Origin of the sequence: Acinetobacter sp. FL, assembly GCF_040744925.1 — a bacterium.
GTDB lineage: Bacteria > Pseudomonadota > Gammaproteobacteria > Pseudomonadales > Moraxellaceae > Acinetobacter > Acinetobacter radioresistens.
In genome coordinates this window covers 2,174,294-2,190,516 of the sequence record NZ_CP160437.1, presented here as the reverse complement: position 1 = coordinate 2,190,516, position 16,223 = coordinate 2,174,294, and the positions used below count along the sequence as shown (strand labels likewise).

Annotated in this window: 16 protein-coding genes; 1 reads left to right on the top strand and 15 read right to left on the bottom strand. The window is 38.0% G+C overall.

The genetic code is table 11. The features are described 5' to 3' along the window. Positions 1-7: 7 nt before the first annotated feature. The 9 genes from ABZP31_RS10195 to ABZP31_RS10155 all read right to left on the bottom strand — a co-directional run bounded on the left by ABZP31_RS10195 (position 8) and on the right by ABZP31_RS10155 (position 8,712). On the bottom strand, positions 8-991 hold the full coding sequence (locus tag ABZP31_RS10195) for an SUMF1/EgtB/PvdO family nonheme iron enzyme (protein WP_005015359.1): 984 nt from the start codon (positions 989-991) through the stop codon (positions 8-10). A 126-nt stretch (positions 992-1,117) separates the two neighbouring features. Further along, positions 1,118-2,836: an arylsulfatase gene (locus ABZP31_RS10190; protein ID WP_005015353.1), complete on the bottom strand. Its 1,719-nt coding sequence runs from the start codon at positions 2,834-2,836 to the stop codon at positions 1,118-1,120. Positions 2,837-2,905: 69 nt separating this feature from the next. Beyond that, positions 2,906-3,826, bottom strand: coding sequence for a catechol 1,2-dioxygenase (catA, locus tag ABZP31_RS10185; RefSeq protein ID WP_005404257.1), 921 nt, complete (start codon positions 3,824-3,826; stop codon positions 2,906-2,908). Positions 3,827-4,004: 178 nt separating this feature from the next. Continuing rightward, positions 4,005-5,066, bottom strand: a complete 1,062-nt coding sequence (locus tag ABZP31_RS10180; RefSeq protein WP_005015348.1) for an NADH:ubiquinone reductase (Na(+)-transporting) subunit F — start codon at positions 5,064-5,066, stop codon at positions 4,005-4,007. A 12-nt stretch (positions 5,067-5,078) separates the two neighbouring features. After that, positions 5,079-5,444, bottom strand: a complete 366-nt coding sequence (locus tag ABZP31_RS10175; RefSeq protein ID WP_005015346.1) for a phenol hydroxylase subunit P4 — start codon at positions 5,442-5,444, stop codon at positions 5,079-5,081. Between the two features lie 75 nt (positions 5,445-5,519). After that, positions 5,520-7,058 carry an aromatic/alkene/methane monooxygenase hydroxylase/oxygenase subunit alpha gene (locus tag ABZP31_RS10170; protein ID WP_005015344.1) on the bottom strand — a complete coding sequence of 513 codons (1,539 nt, stop codon included), beginning with the start codon at positions 7,056-7,058 and terminating at the stop codon, positions 5,520-5,522. 58 nt (positions 7,059-7,116) lie between these two features. Next, the gene (locus tag ABZP31_RS10165; RefSeq protein WP_005015343.1) at positions 7,117-7,386 is read right to left on the bottom strand and encodes an MmoB/DmpM family protein; all 270 of its coding nucleotides are present in this window, start codon (positions 7,384-7,386) and stop codon (positions 7,117-7,119) included. A 12-nt stretch (positions 7,387-7,398) separates the two neighbouring features. Continuing rightward, positions 7,399-8,403, bottom strand: a complete 1,005-nt coding sequence (locus ABZP31_RS10160) for an aromatic/alkene monooxygenase hydroxylase subunit beta (RefSeq protein WP_005015341.1) — start codon at positions 8,401-8,403, stop codon at positions 7,399-7,401. 18 nt (positions 8,404-8,421) lie between these two features. Then, positions 8,422-8,712: a phenol hydroxylase subunit gene (locus ABZP31_RS10155; protein ID WP_005015339.1), complete on the bottom strand. Its 291-nt coding sequence runs from the start codon at positions 8,710-8,712 to the stop codon at positions 8,422-8,424. Between the two features lie 412 nt (positions 8,713-9,124). Between ABZP31_RS10155 and mobR the strand changes: the two genes are divergently transcribed. Further along, positions 9,125-10,810, top strand: a complete 1,686-nt coding sequence (gene mobR / locus ABZP31_RS10150; RefSeq protein WP_005015337.1) for a phenol degradation transcriptional regulator MobR — start codon at positions 9,125-9,127, stop codon at positions 10,808-10,810. Positions 10,811-11,130: 320 nt separating this feature from the next. Here mobR and ABZP31_RS10145 read toward each other — a convergent pair whose 3' ends face one another. The 6 genes from ABZP31_RS10145 to dgt all read right to left on the bottom strand — a co-directional run bounded on the left by ABZP31_RS10145 (position 11,131) and on the right by dgt (position 16,121). After that, positions 11,131-11,805, bottom strand: coding sequence for a nitroreductase family protein (locus ABZP31_RS10145; protein WP_005015336.1), 675 nt, complete (start codon positions 11,803-11,805; stop codon positions 11,131-11,133). Further along, positions 11,783-12,388 (bottom strand): 7-cyano-7-deazaguanine synthase, encoded by a 606-nt coding sequence (locus ABZP31_RS10140; RefSeq protein WP_005015330.1) that lies wholly within the window; start codon positions 12,386-12,388, stop codon positions 11,783-11,785. Before ABZP31_RS10140 ends, ABZP31_RS10145 begins: the two co-directional genes overlap by 23 nt. Further along, positions 12,388-13,593, bottom strand: a complete 1,206-nt coding sequence (locus ABZP31_RS10135) for a PfkB family carbohydrate kinase (protein ID WP_005015328.1) — start codon at positions 13,591-13,593, stop codon at positions 12,388-12,390. The genes ABZP31_RS10140 and ABZP31_RS10135 overlap by 1 nt, the downstream gene beginning before the upstream one ends. A gap of 36 nt (positions 13,594-13,629) precedes the next feature. Continuing rightward, positions 13,630-13,929 (bottom strand): hypothetical protein, encoded by a 300-nt coding sequence (locus ABZP31_RS10130; protein ID WP_005015326.1) that lies wholly within the window; start codon positions 13,927-13,929, stop codon positions 13,630-13,632. A gap of 186 nt (positions 13,930-14,115) precedes the next feature. Next, the gene (locus tag ABZP31_RS10125; RefSeq protein ID WP_005015325.1) at positions 14,116-14,688 is read right to left on the bottom strand and encodes a hypothetical protein; all 573 of its coding nucleotides are present in this window, start codon (positions 14,686-14,688) and stop codon (positions 14,116-14,118) included. Further along, the gene (dgt, locus tag ABZP31_RS10120) at positions 14,685-16,121 is read right to left on the bottom strand and encodes a dGTP triphosphohydrolase (protein ID WP_005015322.1); all 1,437 of its coding nucleotides are present in this window, start codon (positions 16,119-16,121) and stop codon (positions 14,685-14,687) included. The genes ABZP31_RS10125 and dgt overlap by 4 nt, the downstream gene beginning before the upstream one ends. Positions 16,122-16,223 lie beyond the last annotated feature (102 nt).

The following is a 16,223-nucleotide window of genomic DNA, read 5'->3' as shown; positions in this document are numbered from 1 at the left end:
CATTAAATTATTGAATATTTTTAATTGTCCTAAAACCGACATGGCTAATGCCTAAATCGATTTCTTGTGAGTGTCTAGCAGCGGCTCGGTAACGCATACAGTAATTTGATGCGCACAGGAAAGAGCCACCTTTGATGGTATAAAAGTTAAAAGCGGGATTATCTTGATGATGCTCAAGTTGATTCATTCCCATGTGATCATCATGCGTTCCAGTAAATGGACTTTTGGTGTATTCCCAGACATTGCCAATCATATCGTAGAGACCAAAGCCGTTTGCTGCAAAACATCCCACAGGTGCAACATCTCGGTAACCATCTTTATTCTCATTGTGGTAAGGAAATTCCCCTTGCCAAACATTGGCATCCACATGTTTTAAATCTGCGCTTACATCTCGCTCATGGCTAAAGCCTTTTGCGGCATATTCCCATTGTTCTTCTGTCGCAAGATCTCGATCTAGCCAGTCTGCATATGCCATTGCATCTTTTAAAGTGATCATTCGTACAGGTTGATTGGGCTCAATTTTACGATGGCTATTCGGCCCCCAAGGTTGTTTCCAATTCGCTCCTTTCATCAATGACCACCAAGCTAACTCCTTGACTGGTTTTTGGGGTTCAGTAAATACTGCTGCTTCTCCCTGTTTTTCTGCTTCAGTTACATAGGCAGTGGCATCAACAAAGCTTTGAAATTGAGCATTAGTCACTTCAGTTGCATCTATCCAAAAATCTGTAACTGTTCTTTCACTTTTGTAAAGTGCTTTCTCTTCTCGGTAGCTTTGATTGTTCCCAATATTGAAGGTTCCACCCTGAATTTTGACCATGCCCGCTTCAGGTTTCTTTTGCCAGTTTTGTGGTAAACCTGAATACTGTTTACATTTATTCCTATCCCCTAAGTTCAGTTCAGTTTTTTGCTGCTTAATTTCTGGCGTGGAGGGGAGACCACATGCACTTAAACCGATTAAACCGAATAAGATAGTAGCGTGAATAAACTTCATATTTTAATTCCTACTTCCTTGAGAGAAGTATTTCCACATTATTTGCTTTGGTTTATCTAAAAGACTATCTTTTTAATAAGCAAAATTTTTCCTAACATGTTAATACTTCTAAGAATTAAACTATTATTACTTGCCTAGATTTTTCAAAAAAACTGGCTGAATACATTGATCATAAAAACAATTCATTTGACCGTATTTGTAGCGAACTGGAGCCTCCACAACCCCTACACGTTGAGCATACTCAGCCCAATCTTGAGCAAGTTCTTGGGTCTTACTTGGATTTTTAGATGCTAAATTAATGCGATAAGACGGATCTAATTTTCGATTGTAGAGTTCCCATTCTCCTGTACCATAAGGAGGGACTTGAAATTGAACAGCCCAATCACCTTTGTATAAGGCGCGACGGGTATTAAATTCCCAACCTAAAGTACGTTCTGGTAAAGCTTTACCTTTAAATAGGGGAAGAAAAGAACGTCCTTCCATTTTTAATAAAGGTTGTCCATTGCGTGTATCTGGTCGTGTAGCACCTGTAAGTTCTAAAATAGTGGGAACAAAGTCGATGACGTGAATGGTTTCGGAATTAATTTGACCTGCCTTTATTTGAGTTGGATAACGAATAATTGCAGGCACGTGAATTCCGCCATTTGACAAAATACTTTTGAAATAAGGCAATGGCGTAGAGGCAACTTGTGCCCATTGTGGACCTAAAGTCACATATGACCCTTTTTTCCCCATGTTCTGAGGACTATTGTCAAATGTCGCATCGACCCATTCACGAATACCATTTTTATCTTCAGTTGTGCCTAATGATTCTGGTGTAGCAGACTCCGCACCATTGTCAGACATAAATAAAATTAGCGTATTATCTAGTTCACCAGTCTGTTTTAAATAGTTAACCACACGACCGATATTGTGATCCATGTTGTCAATCATGGCTGCATAGATTTGCATGGTTTTGGTTTGATCTTTTTTCTGCGCCTCGGTTAACTTATCCCAAGCAGGGAAGACATCCATGAGCGGATTATTAACTTTTGTTCCCTTTGGCATAATGCCTAATTTGATCATACGCTCTAAGCGGGCTTGACGAACTTTTTCATAACCTTCTTTATAATATCCGTCATATTTCTTTAAGTATTGATCTGGAGCTTGCAAAGGCCAGTGTGGCGCGGTGAACGCCAAATATCCAAAGAATGGCTGATCTTTTTTACGGTCATTTTCTAAGTAAGCAAGCATTTTACTGGTAAAGAAATCACTCGAATAAAAGTCTTTAGGCAAGGTTACATCTTTACCATCTTCTAAATATCGAGCTTTATAATTTCCTGGGAACATTTGGCTTGCATCCATATGTGCAGCGCCACCAGGCATGAGCGTAAATGAGCGATCAAAACCACGTGCTTTTGCGTTGCTCTCTTCTGTTGCACCCAAATGCCACTTACCTGTGACAAAAGAAGCATAGCCTTGAGGCTTTAATATCTCAGCTAAGGTTATCACTCGATTATTTAAACGGCCTTCATACCCCGGTTTGCCTTTCTGTTCGGGCTGTAAAAACTCAGCCATGCTGCCCAGACCAGCTTGATGGCTATCATTTCCTGTCAATAACATAGAGCGTGTGACTGAGCAGGTTGGACCTGCATGAAAGTTACTGAGTACGGCACCTTCTTTGGCTAATTTTTTTAGATTTGGTGTAGAAATTTCGCCACCAAATGGTTGTATGTCCGAAAATCCCAAGTCATCAGCCACAATGACCAAGACATTTGGCTGTTTAGCAGGAGCAGCCCGAGTGGATAAATTGCAGAGTAGCGTGGGTAAAAATAACGCTACTAGAGCGAGCTTTTGAGTAACCATAACGAATCCTTGATAGTGGTTAGTGTTATTATTCAGTGATCTAGCTGATTATGCTGAGGTGGACCTTGATTAGACGCTTGCGCGACGACGATCGATCTCTGTCGGTGGTGCTTGATTGAGTTCTTTGACCAATTCAAAATTAAATATGATGTGTTTAAAGGGTTTATCTATATTGAATTTTGACATTTCTGCTGGATCAACAACATCGGTTGCCGTTGCAACTAATCCATCACGTGTTGCAAACGCAAAGTCATCCCAAAGGTATTGATCACCCTCAATGTTAAATTGGGTAGTGAGTTTGCGATAACCTGGAGCCGAGACAAAATAATGAACGTGAGAAGGGCGATTACCATGACGGCCCAAGAGGTTGAGAACAGCTTGCGTGGTGCCTGCAGGCGGACAGCCATAGCCTACGGGCATGGTGGTTAAAGCCGTATATTTACCATCTGCATCGGTAAAAATGGTACGGCGCAGGTTGAACTCGGATTGTGATTTATCAAAGAATGAATAATTGCCTAAACCATTAGCATGCCAAATTTCAACTTTCGCATTGGGAATAATATTGCCATTCGTATCCGTGACGAGACCTTCTATCACTAAGCTATCGACTTGGTCTGACTCAGAACCATCATCCATGCGGGTAAAGCCGACTGATTCAGGCGCTCCTGCAACATAAAGCGGTCCTTCGATGGTACGGGGTGTTCCACCAGTAATACCTGCTTTAGCATCAGCTTCGTCAGCACGAAGATCAAGATAATGCTCAAGACCTAAGCCAGCAGCCAAAAGACCAAGTTCGTTAGCTTGACCTGCGTCAGTGAAGTATTCTAAGCCTTTCCACAATTCAGTTTGAGAAATGTCTAAGTCTTCAATGGCTTGGAAAAGGTCACCTACTAAACGCACAACAATTTGCTGGATACGTGTATCGACAGGGTTAGTCGCTGTATCAACATTCATTTTTTTCACAAGCGTATCAATTTGTTGTCGGTTCATCATGATCATCCTTTGATTGATGAGAAATAGATTCGAATGATCTGGAACGGACATGTAACAAATCATTCGAAAAGTGAAGAACTCATAAAAGATGAGTTCGCATTTGTTGACTTAACATCAGATTGAAAAATTTAGCTATTTAAAACTGCGTAATGTTTATGCAGTTTTTAAGCCCTGCTTAAATATGTCTAAATAAAGCAGAACGTGCTTGATTAGAGGCACCATCCGCTGCACTTAAGAAACGCTCAGTATGAATATCTTTTTCAAAGAGACGGCTTTGCATCAGCGTTGAAATAGCAGCATCAATCATCGGTGGTGGACCACATAAATAGGCTTTATGGCCACTGCATTTATTTTCAAAATAATCTGCGACTGCTTCATGTACAAAACCTGTGAATCCTGTCCATTGATCTTCTGTTTTGGGCGCATTCAGTGCAGGAATATAGCGGAAGTTTGGATAGTCTTTGACTAAGGTCTCAAACACTTCACGGTTATAGAGTTCAGAAACATCACGCGCGCCTTGGAAAAGATAGATAGTACGTGTATCACCTTGTTCTAAAAGGTCCAAAATCATGGATTGGGGACTGGATAGACCAGAACCACCGGCAATAAAGATGGCATCTTTTTCATCGGATTTACGCACAAAGAACTGTCCATAAGGCCCAGAAACTTGGAGTTCATCACCCGCTTGCAAAGTTTCGTGTACATACGTGGTGGCTGTACCGCCTAGTACTTGGCGAATATGCAATTCAATAATGCCTTCTTCACTCGGCGGATTCGCAATTGAAAATGCACGTGTCCCTTCAATATTTGGCAATTGAAGATTGATGTATTGCCCAGCCTGAAATTCCATTGGACGGTCAATCTGCAAACGTACGCCTTTAATGGTGGGTGAAAGCTGTTTGATCTCTAAAACTTTGGCTTGATAGTCTTGGACTAAATAACCTAAGAAATCCTCGTCTTCATCAACATCGGCTTCAATCACCATGTCAGATTCTGGCTTACAGCAGCAAGCAAGGACTTTATTTTCTTCACGTTCTATATCCATCAACGCAAAAGGAGACGCTTCACCGACATCATAAAAACCGTCAGTGACCTGAACTTTACAGGTGCCACAGGTACCATGACCACAGGCAAAGGGTAGCCAAACCCCTTGACGTAAAGCGGCATCTAAAATGGTTTGATCTTCTTCCACCTCAATGGTCATGCCGACAGGTTCAATCGTGACTTGATAACTCATGATCGTTCTCCCTTAGACATGTGTGCCATTGTAGCCATCTAAACTGGGTGTCACAAAACGCAGTAGCGATTTATGATCAAAGTTTAAATCAGCCAAACTTTTAGAAAAATCGATATCTGTTAAGCATTCACGATTCAGGGTGAACTGTACTTTTGACCAATCGATATGTTCAAAGTCTGGGTGTTGATTGAAACCTGCTTGAATTTGCTGATCAATCAGGTCTTGTAAACTTTGCTGTGGTGAAACGACAAAAGCATGTGCGGCACAAAACAGCGTGTGATGATCCCATCCCACATAAAGCAACATGTTGTCGCCATAATTTTTTTGTGCATCACGTGCATCAAATTCATAGTTTTTTTGAATCGCTTGTACTGGCATGAGAAAACTCCTAAATTCCTTGTGTGAAGCCATCTTGAAATTTTGATCCATGAGATGACTTCTAATCCTTTTTACTTATGCAACGTGACCTTTCCATTTTCTCCAGCGTTCTTGGTCTGGAGAGCCTTCAATATCCATATTGTCTGCGCCGACATTGAAGTTGTAATAGTCACGTAAAATGCTTTCTAAATCAGGACCACCACAGTTGCCTTGTAAAATTTGGTTCACTGGCAACCACGCTTGAATATATTTTTCAGGTTCACGTTCAAAAATGTCATGACAGCCGTCTGAGCAGGTATGGTAACGCTCGCCTTTATAAATACTGTCACGGTAACTGAACATGGTTGCGTCGCCATCCATTTCAGTAAAGGTCATTGGAATTTGACAGATTTGGCACAGTTGCGGTAAGCCATTGCTATAGAAGCGTTTACCTTCAGCTTCTAACTTACGCGCCAATTCCCATTTCGGACGGTAATATTTATCGAAGGTGTCAGGATATTTCTCAGATAACCAATCCATTTCTTCATCGGTTGGAATCCATGTATGGAAACCAGCAGCATGACCGAAGTTATAGAAAATCCACCATGCTTGATGTGAAATATGCTCTTTTTCTTTCACAATCACGTCGGAATATTTCGGCATACGAATACCGTAACGGCTGAGGTCTTTAAACAATGCGCCGCCCGCTTCTTCGAAATAGGTTTCCCATGCTTCTTTCCAAGACATCACTTTGTTTGGCAGCATGTAATCCATCATCATGCCGACAATAGACAGCAGACGAGTACCACGCCAGAACCATTTATCAATCCATTCCTGAACAATCGGCACGTTATCTTCATGTTGTTCCAATAGGAATTTGACAATTTCCAAACCTAAGGTCATGTGACGTGCTTCATCCGACTGCGCACTAAAACCGAAGGTCACGGTCGCCATATCGCCGTTATATGCTGCACCTGACATGAATGGCACAAACAATAAATTGGTCAGAACATATTCAAAAGAGAAGCTAATCGCCAATAAGAATTCGAATGGGCCTGCTGAACGCGCATCTTCAAAGAATGATTTTGGTACGGAGAGATACCAAACACGGTCATGCATGTGCGCCCAGTCCTGGAAGCCATCAAAGAACTTGTTGTAATGGCTCATGGCATGAATTTGCGTTTGGACATGACGCAGTTCATCAATCGATTGCATTTGCGATGCGATACGTGCACCGATCCCGCCAAATTGGCGACCCACATGTGCATAACCTTGATACGCCTGATATTCCAGTGGTGTAACGGCGGTTAAAAACAGTTTAATGGCATTGAGGTAGCGTTCATTACTGACATTCATCTGACCATTGTTTTGAGAAAATGCATCAAAAATGGCATACAGTTTTTTCTCTTTTTCTGACTGATATTTCCAGTATGAATCCATGGTTAAGCGGAATGGGTCTTCCCATTTTGACCAATCGGTAATTTTAATTCCTTCAAACTCTTCGTAAGGAAAAGCCTCTTTACGATCTGCATAGGAAAAATCCCAATCCAGATCACGGGTCAGCATACGGTAACGGTCTTTCGCATTGAGTTTTTTAGTTGCTGTTTTTGTCGCATTTTGTGCTTGGCTATTCATCTTGATCATCCTTTTCAATCTGTTAAAGCGATCGGCTTCTTATGTTTTCCGTGTAGGCTTAATTCCATTGCAACGTGAAGATGTCATCATCTTCATCCACATTGCCACCTAAGGTGATCATGTTGAGTTGCAGTTCTTGAATATCCCAATCTTGTCCTAGTTTTTCAGAGACAGTTTCAGCGCGAACCACTAATTTTCCGAGGTTTTCCACACGAATCATGGCAGGAAGGTATTGAATGGTAGCTTCTGGGTTATCTTGCTCAATCGCTTCAATGATATAGCGTGAGGTGTCGTTATCTTGTAATGCCAAATAAACTTTTGAGCTCATGTCTGCGTATCCTTATGCAACCGATTCTAATTCAAGGGTTAAACTTGCTTTTTTACTGCGTTCTGCAATGACCGCTAAGCCATTGGCTATAGATGGATGTCCAAGAGCAGTATTTGACCATGCACTAAAGGCTTCAGTCACTTGAGGTAAAAGTGTGTCTATCCAACCTTGAATTAAGGCTTTATTTTCTTCAGATTCAGCAATAGCTGTTTTTAAAACAGGGTCTGACCATTTGCCTAAATCGGTTAAACAGTCCTTCATAAATTCAGTCAGCATCGCCACATCACGTGCGCCGTGCTCAACTAACCATTGATCCAGTTCACCGTAAACCAGAGCTTGCATTAAGCTGTCGATGATTAGGTTTTGCAGGATATATAGCTTGAACCAATCTTGTTCCGTTAAGCTTTGTTCACATAGTTTGCGCAGTGGTTGCCAAGAGGCATCATTCATCCAGCTATCTTTGGCTTGTTGTAATGATTCACCGGTATTGCCATCAATGAGTAAGCCAATACGAGAGAGATATTGCGCCATGCCCAAACGATCCATTGCCGCAAAAATACAAGCTTGAGTAATGACAGTGCCATAGCCATAGGCACTGCCTGACATCATGTGTAGATTGGCGGTTTGTTCGATATAACGAAACGGTAATAAGCAAGTGATGATTTTCTGTTTCACTTCATCACTGAGATTTTCAATTAAATGGCGTTTTTCAAAGAATGAGTAATTGCTTTCAGCGGTCTCTTGTAAACGTGCACGATGCTGTACATAAGCACCATAATAAAATTGGCGCGGATCTTTAAATACATACCAATCTTGCATTTGTAACGCTGTATGGGTGTGATCATTTAACGTTTTGTCTGGTTTCCACAATGGGCGATAATGAAAATTGGTTGCACCTTGTACGTCAAAACTGACTTCTTGATAACGCGTCGCTGGCTTTTTACCAAAGCGACGTTCGATATAGGCATAGGTTTGACGAATAGGTTCGAGGTTGGATGTTTTAATTTCTAAAGTCATCACGATTTCCTTATGGGCTTAAGATTGATCTTCTTGATCTAAATATTCGTGGGCTTGGCTTAAAATGGTGGGTTCAACGCCATAACGCCATTTATCTTCTTGTGCGTCATTCCAAGCTTGCTGGGCTCCGGTCATTTCTACAACATGATTAATTTCGCAAAAATGTTGAAAGGCTTGCTGAGGGAGAATGAGTTCGACAAAAAGTGTTGGATCGTGGATTGCGAAGTCAAATTCAACAAACTTGGCATGACGGTCGCCTGTTACACGAATGTATTTGGTGAGCTGATCATGTTGTAGTGTTTGAGTCATTTGGAAAATCCTTTATCTCTACGCTGAAATCATTTCAGCTGTGACACAATATGTTGTTCCTTGTTAGACTTATATCAAAATGCGTGCCAACTTTAATTAATTTTTATTAATCAATTGTTTATTGTTTTTATCTCCTTTGTTTATATCATTTGAATGATAAATATTCATCGAATAATGAATATGAAAATTTCTGATTTCATCAAATCATGAAAACTGGAGATAAACTTGAAAATAGATTGATCCAGATAAGCCGGTTCTATAAATTAAAATTATTCGTATCTATATGATTTTATGAATTTAATTAAAAAATACCTTAGAGGTATAAATTTATGATAATAAGATAGTAAAGGTTTTTAGTTGGAATTGAGTAAGATAAGGGGGAAGACCTATAGCCAAGGATGGATATTCAGTCATGCCTCAAGCCAAAGATGCGAATTTTTATACTCAGATTTTGGAGAAAAACAAAGATATTCAGGATTTACTAGATAAAATTCAGTTTGATAGCCAGCATGGAAAAATTTGGTTCGAAGAAAACCGTATGCTGCTCATGCATACCAGCATCATGGGCTTTCTAAGAAAAGATTTGTATAACATGTTGGGTTGGGAACGGACTAAGCGTTTTTTTATTCGTTTAGGTTATCAAGCCGGTGTGAGGGATGCAGAAGTCACTTCTAAATTGCGTCCGAATTTAAATGAAGCTGAAGCCTTTATGGCTGGACCGCAAATGCATGGTATTCGTGGCATGGTTCAAGTTGAAGTCAATGAACTTCAATTAAGTCATGATGAGCATCAATTTTATGCAGATTTTAATTGGCGCAATTCTTTTGAAGCGGAAGTTCATTTAAGTGAATTCGGGGCTTCGGAAGAATCAGTTTGTTGGATGCTATTGGGCTATGCTTGCGGTTATACCAGTTTTGTTATGGGACAAACCATTATTTATCAGGAAACCCATTGTGTAGCAAAAGGTGATGATTGCTGTCGTATTATCGGCAAGCCTTTAAAAGAATGGGAAAATGCCGATGAACTTATTCAATTTATGTCACCTGATCCTGTTTCAGATGAATTAATTGCCTTGCAAGCAGAGCTGAATGAGTTAAAGAAAAATATATATACAGATGTAGAAGCCGATTACACCATGTTTAATTCTATTGGTGAATCGGTGGCTTATCGTAAAGTCTGTGATCTGTTGAAAAAGGCGGCTGGCAGTAAGGTTGCTGTATTACTGCAAGGTGAAACAGGAGTGGGCAAGGAAGCTTTTGCTAGAGGGATTCATGAAGGTAGTTCTCGTAAAGGGCAACCCTTTATTGCTGTAAACTGTGCCTGTATTCCACCAGACCTAATTGAAGCTGAACTTTTTGGTGTTGAAAAAGGGGCATTTACAGGGGCAACACAAACTCGAAGTGGAAAGTTTGAACGTGCCGATCAAGGAACTATTTTCTTAGATGAAGTGATTGAGCTTTCTTCACGTGCGCAAGCTGCCTTGCTGCGAATGTTACAAGAAGGAGAATATGAAAGAGTTGGAGATCATCAAACTAGAAAAGCGGATGTACGTTTGGTTGCAGCTACCAATGAGGATCTGGAACAAGCTGTGAAAGAGGGAAGATTTCGTGCTGATTTATATTATCGCCTGAATATTTTCCCTGTCATTATTCCGCCACTACGTGAGCGCCGTGATGATATCCCTTTATTGATTACACACTTCTTGTCGCGTTTTGAGAATATGTATGGAAAGACGTTAAAAGGTTTAAGTGACAAAGCTAAAAATTTTGTCATGACCTATGAATGGCCCGGTAATATTAGGGAACTTGAAAACTTATTAGAACGGGCGACCTTACTGACGGATCATCAGGAGGAAATTAAACTCCATCATTTGTTTCCGCAAATTAAGCAAGATATTGAACCCAGGTCTGAAAAAGTGGATTTGGAAGCAGTCATACAAGAGGGCTTTTGTTTGGAAGATCATGAGAAAAAACTAATTTTTATCGCGATGCAAAAAACAAATAATAATATTTCTGAAGCAGCCCGTGTATTGGGGATCAGCCGACCTGCTTTAGACTACCGTTTAAAAAAGCAAGCTATTAATATAGGTAAAAAGTAGATTTCAATTAAACACAAATTGATTGTGATGATTGGTTTTTTAAAAGACAAACTTTTAAAACAGCTTGATACGTCTTATTTAAAGACAGTATTTTATTTTCCGAATCTAGGTAGCAAGTGTCGCCATGGTAATCCCCCTAAAAATAAAAGGATCTAAAAGTAGAATTTTTTCTTAGGATACAAGCAGGAGATTCTGCATGAAAACAGACGTGGCACGCAATATATCCTCAACAGTTACAAGACTAAATATTTTCTAATTTATTGAAAAATCATCAATATTCGAAAGTAACCTATTACTCAACTAGAGATGAGAATCTAATTTCAGTCAATTTTAATTGCATCTAAGACTGCCATTCCTACAGTAACTAATTGTTTTTTTTCATCAATTTCTGTTGGTAAGAGAGCTCCAATTGGGCAAAAATTGATATTTAAATAACTAGCTACTAATGCTAAATTTCCTAATAGAACTCCAGCATCACGCCAAACTAAACTGGCTCCATCGGTATATTTTGATGAAGTTTTTTGTGGTTCCGCAATCAAGAGTATTAAACTGGCTGAATTACAATTTAATATTTTTTCACAGTCTCTTCTAACGTTTATAAAATATTTATTTTCCTTATTAATGGGCCAAAGGCTATGACAAAAAGGGTCATATCTCCACCAAATATCAGTATATGGTGAGTTTATAAGAATATGAATAGGGTGTATTGCACCAGCCGAAGGAACTGGCCTTAAAGTTATAGGAAAGCCCATAGTTGAATCAATACAATCTTTAACTCGATTAGTAAGCCATAGAAGATGTGATAAATGATCAATTGAAACGAGTTTAAAAGATCTTTGTGACTTCCTTTCAAACATAACTTGTGTAAATGGAATTGGCGTAAAAATCTCAGGCTCATCTAACCTGATGGATTTATTACTAAGATCCCACTTATAAGGAATATACTTATCAACTTTCTGTTTAGGAACAGGATTACCCAAGTTTACCCAAGTCATAGCCTACTTGCTCGAATATCTCAAAATATTTATTACAGCCACGGCAATTACCACAGGTCACCTCAGATTTATGACAACTATGAGACCATGCTAACAATTCAGCAGGAATATTAGATAATTGAATCAGTTCTTTAGTCGATAGGTTGATAGCAGGAGCTTCTACAGTTATATGGCCCTCTTGCAGGAACATTAGCTGATTCATTGCATCAATAAATTCATGAGAGCCATCTGTATGGCCGTTATCAGTTTTAACTGTTCCGATTAAAATCTTAGAGATATTAAAAGGGAGCATCTTCATGCCAGCTAGAGTAATTAAGAGTTGATTTCTATAAGGCCACCAATCGGAAGCGGGTGCATGTTTACTCTCAATAGTACCAGCCATATCTCCTGAACCAATATTTCTACAATCAACAGTCAATATCTCGTGCGGAATATTCAAATATCTACATATGGATTGTGAAGCAGCTATCTCAGCTTTTGCTGCAAGCTGCCCGTAGTCTATTGTTAATGCATAATCTGGTCTTTTCCACCATGCTATTGCTGTAGAATCCATGCCACCAGAGAGTAATAATACAGATTTCATTAAGTGATTGCCGTCCAAAGAGTATGATAAATAGCGGTAACGTAATCTTTAAGAATTTTGCAATCTGATCCTTCCATCATTTTAAGGTTTTCTTCACTTTCATTTTCTGCATAGACTACAACTGGTTTGTTAATTGCTCTAGCGTATCCAATCTCATAAATTGTGCCTGAGTCCATACCGTCAGCTATGGCGAATAAAAGATCACAATTATGTATGCCTTCAAGATCTTTATCTACCACATCTTCAGCATTACCTTTACCTACATCATGATAGGGAGAAAAAACCTCTAATCCAAGATCTTGTAAGTTTTTTCTCGCTTCCTCAATTAACCATAGTTGTGCAAGAGTAAAAAAGGGGCCAGCAAGATAAACCTTGGGTTTACAACCTTTTTTAAATTGTTCAGAAAGAATGATAGGAGAGGGTGAATATTTTTTTAAACGTTCTGGTGTAATAAATCCTTCCGTTTCACAATAATATGCAGTTGCTTTAGAAGCTTGTAGAGCTGCTTCATAAGCACTCTTTTTTTGTTCCATCCAAGCATATCCAAAATGGGCAACAAAATTATCTCCAGAACCTATTTTTGATACCTTGTTCGTACTAAAGGCTGGCACATGCTTAATCTCATCAAGTTTATGGTCGTAAACCAGACATCCATCAGGTCCTTTTTTTAATATAACTACCTCAGCTTGTTGAGATACAGCAATTTTCCTAAGTAACTCATTAGTATCATCAATCTGTAATAATGATTTTGCTTCATACTGATTAAGTAAAATCGCTAGGTGTTTAGCTTTAGATCCATTTGCATGGAAAAGTTCTACTGAGGCTACATTTTGAGGATCGTAAACAGCATATTCACTGTCTATGATAGCCGTACCTTCCAAGAATCCAAATCTAATAACGTTTTTTTCTTTAATTTCCAGTGGCGGATTATTAGTGGTTCTATTGTAAATTAAGGGCTTAGCAAGAGCATGAGTATAATGAAATTTAGTATTTACTGGAATATTAATAATACTTAATTCGAAGCCCTCCAGTTCAGCACGGGCCTGAATAACTTCTTGTATGTTTTTAGAGCAATACGTGGTTAACTTAACTTCTCCCTTCATTGCTGCAATTGCAGAAGCAGCTCTTCCTCCTGAACCAAAAATATTATATCTATAAGGATGCATACAATATTCTTCATATATTCCGCCTGTAATAGTTATCATAAGTGGCTCCTTTTTTAGTGTTTAATTGCTGTTATTTTAACTCGAACTTGTCCTTGATTGACTTGATACTCTTCCTTGATATTTCGTGCCACTACGTAAGCATTCACGTAATTTTCCTATAACTGGGGCAGCAATACCGCCAGCAATATCGTCCTCATAGAAAGCATATACAGTGGTGATATTATTTGATTCAAAGCCAATTCTTAAAATATCACCTTCTGTTAATTTTGAAATGATAGCTTCTTTGGGTGAGCTGAGTTGAACATTAATTGTTAAATCTTCACAAGATTGGAAATCTGGAATTGGTGTTCCGCCCCCACCACCTGAACCTGACATATTACGTTACCCTTTGATTTATTGTATAAAAATTATTTAAATTTTAGTTTAATTATTTATTTCTTGTAAAGCAAGGTGTTAAATTTTCATAGTTTATAAAACGATGATTATAGACTCTATTTTTTTTAAAAAATTTTGAGTATAACCAACTGGCCATAGTTTGGGATGGTTGTTAATTGTTTTGAATTAAAGTAAGTTAAAAGTGGTTTTCTTTGGAAGGGTTTTATATATTCCAGAATTGTTTGACCATCTTAATGAGGAGAATCCGCTCATTATACGATGCCCAATCCATCTATTATCAATAATTTTTAAGGATGAGTTTGATGGGTTGACCAATAATAATGATCCCATAAATTTAAGCCATTCTTTATGGGTTAAAAGTTTAGACGAATAAGCATGAAATGAGTTACCTGTGCTATAGAATGTCATATCTGAAAGTATCTTGTAATCTATAAAATTTTTTAACCGATAATAAACCTCTCTATCTAACCTTGAGGTAGAAAAATCTATCATTGGAATATGGTATATTTTCCTACTTTTGGTTTTAACTAGAGAATGGAATGCAAGTTCTTGATCTTCTTTTAAACTTTTCAATATGGAGTTAACATAATCTATTGAAAAATCTTCACCTGATATAGTGTTAATAATTCTATCATCAGATAAAGAATCGGGTAGATAAGTATATTTAGATAGTGAATATGCCGATTCACTATCTAAAAGACTGTTAATGAAAAAATAAGGGTGATCTGTATTAATCATTGAATTCTAATGCCTTCTAATAACTGATACATTTCTAAGGCAAAATCATCGGTCATTCCTGAAATGTAATCGACGATTAAATGTGCTCTATAAATGATTTCATTTGATGGGTCTGCTTCCACTGATAGAATATATTTCTTAATATGATTCTTTGGCAAGCGTCTTAATAGACGCAATTCAAAGTCGAGCCCTAACTTTTTAGGGGAGAGCATGCTTTTTTCAGGGTATTTAAGTAAACAATTGAATTTATCTTCAGATAAGCACATCAAAATTTCGCAGTGATTTAAAAGGCCTTGTATAATATTTCGCCCTGCGAGTTCAATTTTTTCAGCTGACTCATGGCAGTAGATATTTTTCTTAGCATAATCGAATACTTCATCTAGAATTTTATGGATGTCTGTATTTTCTTCTATAAGCTCTATATTATCTGTCCCATCTAATAATAAGCTTAAATTTGCACAGAAGTTTGTGGCAGCTTCTTTTGCGGCAGTATTTATAATGCACGTTTTAAACTTTAAGAAATTAAGTTGTTCATGACTTAATTTGTCTACGTTAAATATTGTGCTGGCATCAATTTCTTTATTTCTGTTAAAGAACTCAACGAAATAACTAATAATTTGTTTCTCTGTGACAATCTGTTTCTCAATAGCATCTTCTAGATCACTCATCGAATATGCAATAAAATCAGCTGTATCCATAATATTTTTAAGTGGGAAGTGTTTTCCTTCCGGCCAATTGATTTTTTTACAGGCTTCTTGATAGCTTGGATAGCAAAGCTTAAAAATTCCAATTTTTTCATTATTTTGTATTTTATCAATGGTATATGGGTACTTAACTGTTGATAAAAGTAAAGAGCACGTTAAGTTTAAACCGAATTCATCATTTCCACTTAATAATCTTATTAATCGAAAACCTTGAGGATTACCATCAAATTTATGAAGATCTAGGTTATTAATATTGCTAGATAACTCTTTAAACATACATTCGCCTAGGTTATTTTTATAATTATCAATTTGTTTTTTAAACCATTGCCTAATTGCAGCTTCACCTAAATGTCCAAATGGAGGGTTGCCAATATCATGTAACAAGCAAGCTGTTTCAACTGTATTTACAAAAGATGTCATCTTTTCAAAGTCTAAGCCTTCTACTTTATATTCCTTCTGGATTTTATAAAGAATTTCTTGGGCAATATAGCAACCGATATGAGCAACTTCTATAGAATGTGTTAGCCTACTCCTGACAGATGCATTTGCTTCTAAAGGGAATACTTGAGCTTTTTGTTGTAGTCGGCGAAAAGCTGGTGAATTGATGACGCGTCCTTTATCACTTTCTGTTGCTTCTAAAAGAGTTTCAGAGACTTTAGATGTTTTTCTTAGACGTACTGGCTGAATAAAAGATAATAATTTATTTATATTTTCAGATATGTTTTCCATCAAATTTTACTTTAGTAACGAATATTATTTACGCACTTTAGCAGAGAATCAGCTTCTTAACAAAAAGAAACATGAGGCTTATTAGAGACGTAATAGAAAAGC